This is a genomic window from Methylobacterium sp. B1 (assembly GCF_000333255.1).
GTDB lineage: Bacteria > Pseudomonadota > Alphaproteobacteria > Rhizobiales > Beijerinckiaceae > Methylobacterium > Methylobacterium fujisawaense.
In genome coordinates this window covers 1-6,817 of record NZ_BACT01000939.1, presented here as the reverse complement: position 1 = coordinate 6,817, position 6,817 = coordinate 1, and the positions used below count along the sequence as shown (strand labels likewise).

Annotated in this window: 5 protein-coding genes and 2 pseudogenes; 1 reads left to right on the top strand and 6 read right to left on the bottom strand. The window is 69.4% G+C overall.

Going from position 1 to position 6,817, the window contains the following annotated elements:
• Window positions 1–1,714, bottom strand: a 1,714-nt coding sequence (locus I53_RS26405; RefSeq protein ID WP_043356479.1) for a peptide ABC transporter substrate-binding protein, incomplete at its 3' end; no start/stop codon positions are given.
• Between the two features lie 329 nt (window positions 1,715–2,043).
• Here I53_RS26405 and I53_RS26400 point away from each other — a divergent pair.
• Entirely contained in the window at window positions 2,044–3,465 is a 1,422-nt protein-coding gene (locus tag I53_RS26400) for a M20 family metallopeptidase (protein ID WP_043356478.1), read from the top strand.
• 7 nt (window positions 3,466–3,472) lie between these two features.
• Here I53_RS26400 and phnE (I53_RS26395) read toward each other — a convergent pair whose 3' ends face one another.
• The 5 genes and pseudogenes from phnE (I53_RS26395) to I53_RS31900 all read right to left on the bottom strand — a co-directional run.
• Window positions 3,473–4,288 (bottom strand): phosphonate ABC transporter, permease protein PhnE, encoded by an 816-nt coding sequence (gene phnE / locus I53_RS26395; RefSeq protein WP_043356476.1) that lies wholly within the window; start codon window positions 4,286–4,288, stop codon window positions 3,473–3,475.
• Complete coding sequence (gene phnE / locus I53_RS26390) at window positions 4,285–5,091, bottom strand: phosphonate ABC transporter, permease protein PhnE (RefSeq protein ID WP_043356475.1); 807 nt, start codon at window positions 5,089–5,091, stop codon at window positions 4,285–4,287. The genes phnE (I53_RS26395) and phnE (I53_RS26390) overlap by 4 nt, the downstream gene beginning before the upstream one ends.
• Window positions 5,088–5,891, bottom strand: a complete 804-nt coding sequence (phnC, locus tag I53_RS26385; protein WP_051045083.1) for a phosphonate ABC transporter ATP-binding protein — start codon at window positions 5,889–5,891, stop codon at window positions 5,088–5,090. Before phnC ends, phnE (I53_RS26390) begins: the two co-directional genes overlap by 4 nt.
• A 26-nt stretch (window positions 5,892–5,917) precedes the next feature.
• Window positions 5,918–6,394 (bottom strand): annotated as a pseudogene (locus tag I53_RS26380) (PhnD/SsuA/transferrin family substrate-binding protein); the annotation flags it as partial.
• Window positions 6,395–6,492: 98 nt separating this feature from the next.
• A pseudogene (locus I53_RS31900) lies at window positions 6,493–6,817 on the bottom strand (porphobilinogen synthase); the annotation flags it as partial.

The following is a 6,817-nucleotide window of genomic DNA, read 5'->3' as shown; positions in this document are numbered from 1 at the left end:
CCACCGCCGAGACCTCGGCGCGGTGGATCAGCGGCAGCACGTTCTCGGAGACCGCGAGGTCGTTGCAAGTGATGAGAAGCGCCGCGCGCTTGACCGGGTCGAGCTCGCTCTGGGCGGCGTTGTAGGCCTTGTCGTAGGCGTCGTTGCGCCAGCGCACGACGTTGCGGCCCTGCCACTTGTTGGCCTTCTGGGCCACCTCCCAGGAGGCGTACATGAGCAGCCAGATCGCCGGATCGGCCTGGGTCATGCTGTAGGCGTACATCTCCATGTCGGCGTAGAAATGCGTGCAGGTGTCGGGGTTGGCCGGGTCGGAGGAGAAGAACACCGAGCCGGTCACCGATTTCAGCTCGATCTCGATCCCGGCCTTGGCGGCCGCCTGCTTGATGATCGCCTGGGTCTTCTGACGCGGCGCGTTGATCGAGGTCTGGAAGAGCAGCTTGAGCTTCTTGCCGTCCTTGGCGCGGATGCCGTCGGAGCCCTTCTTCCAGCCGGCCTCGTCGAGGAGCGCGTTGGCCTTGGCCGGGTCGAAGGCGAAGCTCGTGTTCTTGGAGACGAAGCGCTCCGGCCCGTTGACCGTGTTGGCGGTGGGCTTGCCGGTGCGGCCGTAGATGTAGGTCTGGATCGACTTGCGGTCGACCAGCAGGTTCATCGCCTGACACACCTTGGGGTCGGAGAAGGCGGGGTGCTTGGTGGTGACCGAGGCGCGCTCGCCGTCGACCTCGACGTTCGGGTCGGTGGCGTTGAGGAGCAGGAACTCGAGCTTGCCGCCGTAGACCACGTCGACCCGGCCCTTGCCGCCGGTCTCCAGGCGCTTCAGCACCTCGTCCTCGATCAGCATGTTCCAGGCGTAGTCGTACTCGCCGGTCTGGAGCACCGCGCGGGCCGCCGAGACCGCGTCGCCGCCGCCCTTCATCTCGATCGTGTCGAAGTACGGCCGGTTCGGCAGGTGGTAGTCGGGATTGCGCTCGCCGCGGACGATGTCGCCGGGCCGGAACTCCACGAACCGGTACGGGCCGGTGCCCACGGGGGCGAGGTTCTGCGGCGCGTCCCGGGACTTGGCGCCGCTATAGGGCCCGAACAGGTGCTTCGGCAGCACCATCCCGACGATGCCCACGAAGGCGTCGCACCAGTAGGGCGTCGGCTTGTCGAACAGCACCCGGACGCTGAGGTCGTCGACCTTCTCGACCTTGCAATCCTTGTAGGAGCCGGCCGTCACCGCCGCGGTGGCGGGGTCGCGGGCGTAGTCCCAGGTGAAGACGAGGTCGTCGGCGGTGAGCGGCTTGCCGTCGTGCCACGTCACGCCGGGCTTCAGCGTCCACACCACCGAGCGGCCGTCGGCGGCGAGCGCCCCGTTCTCCTTCGACGGGATCGAGGCGGCCAGCACCGGCACGAGGTTGCCGTCCGCGTCCCAGGCGGCGAGCGGCTCGTAGAAGATCCGCGAGGCGTCCTGGTCCTTGGTCCCGATGGCGAAATGCGGGTTGATCAGGGTCGGCGCCTGCCACCAGAGCAGCTTCAGGGCGCCGCCGCCGCCGGCCTTGGTCGGCTTATAGCCGGCCCGGATATCGGCCGCCATCGCGACCCCGTTCCCGGCCAGCATCAGCCCGGCCATGGGCGCGGTGAGGCCGAAAGCCACCATCCGCTGCACGAAGGCGCGCCGCGACAGGCGGCCGCCCTTCACCTGCCCGATGAGGCCGCGCAGATCCCGCTCGTCCATGTACGCATCCCGTTGACCGCCACGCGGCACAGCAACATTCCGGTGGCGGCCTTGGCAAGGGGCGGGCCAGTGACGGTTCAACTGAAACGTGTTGAGGAAGGTTCGCTTCGTGCACAGCATGGCCCCGGCCCTGCATGCCAGTCCCTCTCCTGCCGCACCGAGCCGAGCAGCGCGACGCCGCCGTCTTTGCGAGCGCAGCGAAGCAATCCAGCAGCGCCACGTCCCCTAACCGTGCGCAGCCCTGGGTCGCTTCGCTGCGCTCGCGATGACGGCGCGGAGCCCGCTATGATGAGGCGAACGCGACGCGCGACCTTCCGGGAGACGACACGATGGACAACCGCAACACCGTGTGGCGCCACGTCGACGCGCAGACGGAGCGGCTGATCGCCCTGTCCGACCGGGTCTGGGGCATGCCGGAGGTCTGCTACACGGAAGCGCGCTCCTGCGCCGAGCACGTCGCCGAGCTGCGCCACCAGGGCTTCCAGGTCACGGAAGCGGTCGCCGGCATCCCCACCGCCGTGATGGGCGAGGCCGGTGAAGGCGGGCCGGTCATCGCCTTCCTCGGCGAGTACGACGCCCTGCCGGGCCTGTCGCAGGAGGCGGGCGTCGCCGAGCACCGGCCGGTGGAGGCGGGCGGCCACGGCCACGGCTGCGGCCACAACCTCCTCGGCTCGGCGGCTTTGCTGGCCGCTACCGCCGTAAAGGACTGGCTCGCCGAGACCGGCACCCCCGGCCGCGTGCGCTACTACGGCTGTCCCGCCGAGGAGGGCGGCGCCGCCAAGGCGTTCATGGTCCGCGCCGGCGCCTTCGCGGATGCCGACATCGCGATCACTTGGCATCCGGGCAGCTTCTGGGAGGTGGCGCCGCCGGTGGCGCTCGCCAACACCCGGGCGGATTTCGTCTTCACCGGGCGCACCGCTCACGCGGCGGCCGCACCCCATCTCGGGCGCTCGGCGCTGGACGCCGTCGAGCTGATGAGCGTCGGCGTGAACTACATGCGGGAGCATATGCCCTCCGACGCGCGGGTCCACTACGCCTATCTCGACGCCGGCGGCATCGCCCCCAACGTCGTCCAGGCCGGCGCCACGGTGCGCTACTCGATCCGGGCGCGCGACCTGCCGGGCATGCTGGCGCTGGTCGAGCGGGTGAAGAAGATCGCGGAAGGCGCCGCCCTGATGACCGAGACCGCCCTCGAGGTGCGAATCGTCAGCGCGGTGTCGAACCTGCTGGGCAACGATCCCCTGGAGCAAGCGCTCCACGGCGTGATGGAGGAGCTCGGGCCGCCGCATTTCGACGAGGCCGACCGGGACTTCGCGGGCAAGATCCGGTCGACGCTGACCGACGGCGACATCGACGCCGTGTTCCGCGCCATCGGCATGCCCCGCAACGAGGCACCGCTGGCCGATTTCCTCGTGCCCCTCGACGCGCCGCGCAACCCGGCGGTCGGCTCCACCGATGTCGGCGACGTGAGCTGGGTGGTGCCGACCGTCCAGGCCCACGCACCCACGGTGGCGATCGGCACGCCGTTCCATACCTGGCAGGTGGTGGCGCAGGGCAAGACCCCGGCGGCCCACAAGGCGATGGTGCAGGTCGCCAAGGCGATGGCCGCCACCGGCGCCCGGGCGCTCACCGACGCGGCTCTGCGCGACGCCGCGAAGGCGGACCTCGCCCGGCGGGTCGGCGCGTCCGGCTACGTCTCGCCGCTGCCGCCGGAGGTCGCGCCGCCGCTCGGCATGTCGCTGGGGCGGTGAGGCCCCCTCAGAGCGTCCGGGCGCGGAGCGCCGTCACGACGATCTCGGCCAGGATGACGACGCCGAAGATCGCGGCGAGCACCACGGCGACCTGATCCCAGTAGAGCAGGTTCAGGGCGGTATCGAGCGCGACGCCGATGCCGCCCGCGCCGACCAGCCCGAGCACGGCGGATTCGCGGATGTTGATGTCCCACCGGAACAGCGCGATCGACCAGAAGGCCGGCTTCACCTGCGGCCAGTAGCCGAGCAGCAGCGTCGAGAGCCGGCCGGCGCCCGCGGCCTGCAGGGCCTCGATCGAGCCGCGATTGGCCTCCTCCAGCGCCTCGGCGAACAGCTTGCCGGTGAAGCCGACGGAGCGGAGCGCGATCGCCAGGGTCCCGGCCAGGGGGCCGGGGCCGAACACCGCCACGAACAGCAGCGCCCAGACCAGGGAATTCACCGAGCGCGAGGTCACGAACACGAACTTCGCGAACAGGTTCAGCGCGCGGTTGGGCGTGACGTTGCGGGCCGCCATCAGCCCGATCGGCACCGCGATCGCGATGGCGATCAGGGTGCCGAGCGTCGCGATGTGGAGCGTCTCCACCAGCGCCCGCAGGGTCGGCCCGACATAGCCGGCATCCATCGGCCACATCCGGCCGAACAGGTCGGCCAGTTGCTCGGGGGCGTCGTAGAGGAATTCCGGGATCACCTCGATGGTGCGCAGGCTCGCCACGAAGGCCGCCACCGCGCAGAGCGTGAAGGCGAGCCGCGCCAGCCGCTTCCACAGGGGGAAGCGCTGCCAGTGGCGCGGGCCGGCGGTAGCGGGGGCGAGGGCGACGCTCACTGGAACACCTTGCGGGCCCAGCCGGAGACGATCTCGGCCACCATGATCAGGGCGACGATGACGATCAGGATCGCCAGCACGACGTCGAAGTCGAAGCGCTGGTAGGCGGTGAACAGCGTCGCGCCGATACCGCCGCCGCCGACGATGCCCACCATGGTGGAGTTCCGCAGGTTGGAATCGAGCTGGTAGGTGGCGAAGCCGATGAAGCGCGGCAGAACCTGCGGCTGCACGCCCATGATCAGGGTCGACAGGAAGCCGGCACCGGTCGCCCGCACCGCCTCGACCTGCTTCAGGGAGATCTCCTCGATCGCCTCGGCGAACAGCTTGGCGATGAAGCCCACCGAGGCGACGATCAGCGCCATGACGCCGGCGAGCGCCCCGAAGCCGATCGCCTTCACGAACAGGATCGCCACGATGATCGGGTGGAACGACCGGCAGAGCGCGATCAGGATGCGGGTCGGCCACGTCACCCAGGGCGGCATCAGGTTGCGGGCCGCCAGGAAGCCGATCGGCAGGGCGACCGCGATGCCGATCACCGTCGCGATCACGGCGATCTGCAGGCTCTCGAGGATGCCCGACTGGATCAGCTCCCAGCGGGAGAAGTTCGGCGGGAACATCCGGGCCAGGAACTGCTGCCCGTGGGCGAGGCCGCCGGCGAAGCGCTCGGGCGAGAAGCCGAGCTGGGTCGCCGCGTAGACCGCGTAGAGGGCGAGGAGCGCCCAGCCGGCGCGGGCGGTCCAGTTGGGCCGGAACGCGACGCGGCCGGCGGCGTCGGAGGAGGCCGGTCGGGCGGTCGGAATCATTCGAGCCAGTTCTCGCCGCCGTAGATGCCGCGCAGGTCGGCCTCGCTCAGCCGGTCGGGCGGCCCGTCATAGACCACGTGCCCGCCCGACATGCCGACGATCCGCGCCGCGAAGCGCTGGGCGAGCGCCACGTTGTGGATGTTGACCACCACCGGCACGCCGCGCTCGGCCGCGAGCCGGGACAGGATCTCCATGATCTCCACGGAGCTCTTCGGATCGAGGGACGAGGTCGGCTCGTCGGCGAGCACGATCTCGGGCTCCTGCATGATCGCCCGGGCGATGCCGACGCGCTGGCGCTGGCCGCCCGACAGGGCGTCGGCCCGGCGGGTGGCGAAGCCCGACAGGCCGACCGCGTCGAGGAGGTCGAAGGCGCGGGCGATGTCCGCCTCGGGGAAGCGGCGCAGCCACGCGCGCCACGCCGGCACGTAGCCGAGGCGGCCGCAGAGCAGGTTCTCCATCACCGAGAGGCGCTCGACCAGGTTGTACTCCTGGAACACCATCCCGATCCGGCGGCGCGCCCGGCGCAGGGCGGGGCCGGAGAGCCGGGCGAGGTCCTCGCCGCGGAACAGGATCTCCCCCGCGGTCGGCTGGACCAGCCGGTTGATGCAGCGGATCAGGGTGCTCTTGCCGGTGCCGGACGGCCCGATGATCGCCGTGAGCCCGGTGCCGGGCACCACGAGGTCGATGCCCTTCAGGACCGGCTGGCCGGGCCGGTATTCCTTGGTCAGCCCGCGGATCACCAGGGCGCGGGGATCCTCCGCCCGGGGATCGCCGTCGGGTCCGTCCTTGACCGCGCGCATCGCGCTTCCCGCCGTCACAGCCTGCATCACGGCTTGGGCGCGTCCGCGGCCTTCTTGCGGGCGGCCTCGGCCTCGCGGGCGGCCTCACGCTCGTAGGCGACCTTGTTGTACGGCGTGCCCGATTCCTCCGCGACCTTGCGGACGATCGCCCAGTCCTTGAGGTAGGTGATCGGCGCGAACCGGTCGTCGCCCTCGAAATCCTTCACCATGTCGGGTGGGAAGCGGAAATCGTAGAAGCACTGCTTCAGCTTCTCGGCGAGGTCCGGCTTGAGATCGTGGGCATAGGCGAAGCCCGAGGTCGGGAACTTCTCGCTCGTGTAGATCACCCGGTAATCGTCGCCCTTGATCGTGCCGCGGGCGACCATCCGGTAGAACACGTCCGAGGCCACCGGGGCGGCGTCGTAGTCGCCAGTGCCGACGCCCAAAGCCGACTTGTCGTGCCCGCCCGAATAGATGAGCTTGTAATCCTCGCCGGGCTTCAGCCCCTGCTCGGGGAAGAGGGCCTTGGGGGCGAGTTGCTACTATATGGAATCGAACCACATTGTATCTTCGACTGCCGCCTGTGCTGCGTAGGTAAGCAAGTTTTTGCCAACGCGATGCTCTAAGGATTTATCCAATTCTCTCGCAGGGCACGTCGGGCATAATAGCTTACGATCAAATCCGCGCCTGCGCGCTTCATCGATAGGAGGCTTTCATAAACCGTTACCGCTTCGTCGAGAGCACCGGCATCGGCCGCGAACTTGATCATCGCGTATTCGCCACCGACTTGATAGCAGACGAGCGGCAGCAACGTGCGGTCCCGTAACCGTGTGAGCACGTCAAGATAGGGTAGACCCGGCTTGGACCATAGCAGGTCGGCTCCCTCAGTTTCGTCGAGCATAGATTCCAGAAGTGCTTTCCGACCGTTCGCAGGATCCATTTGATAG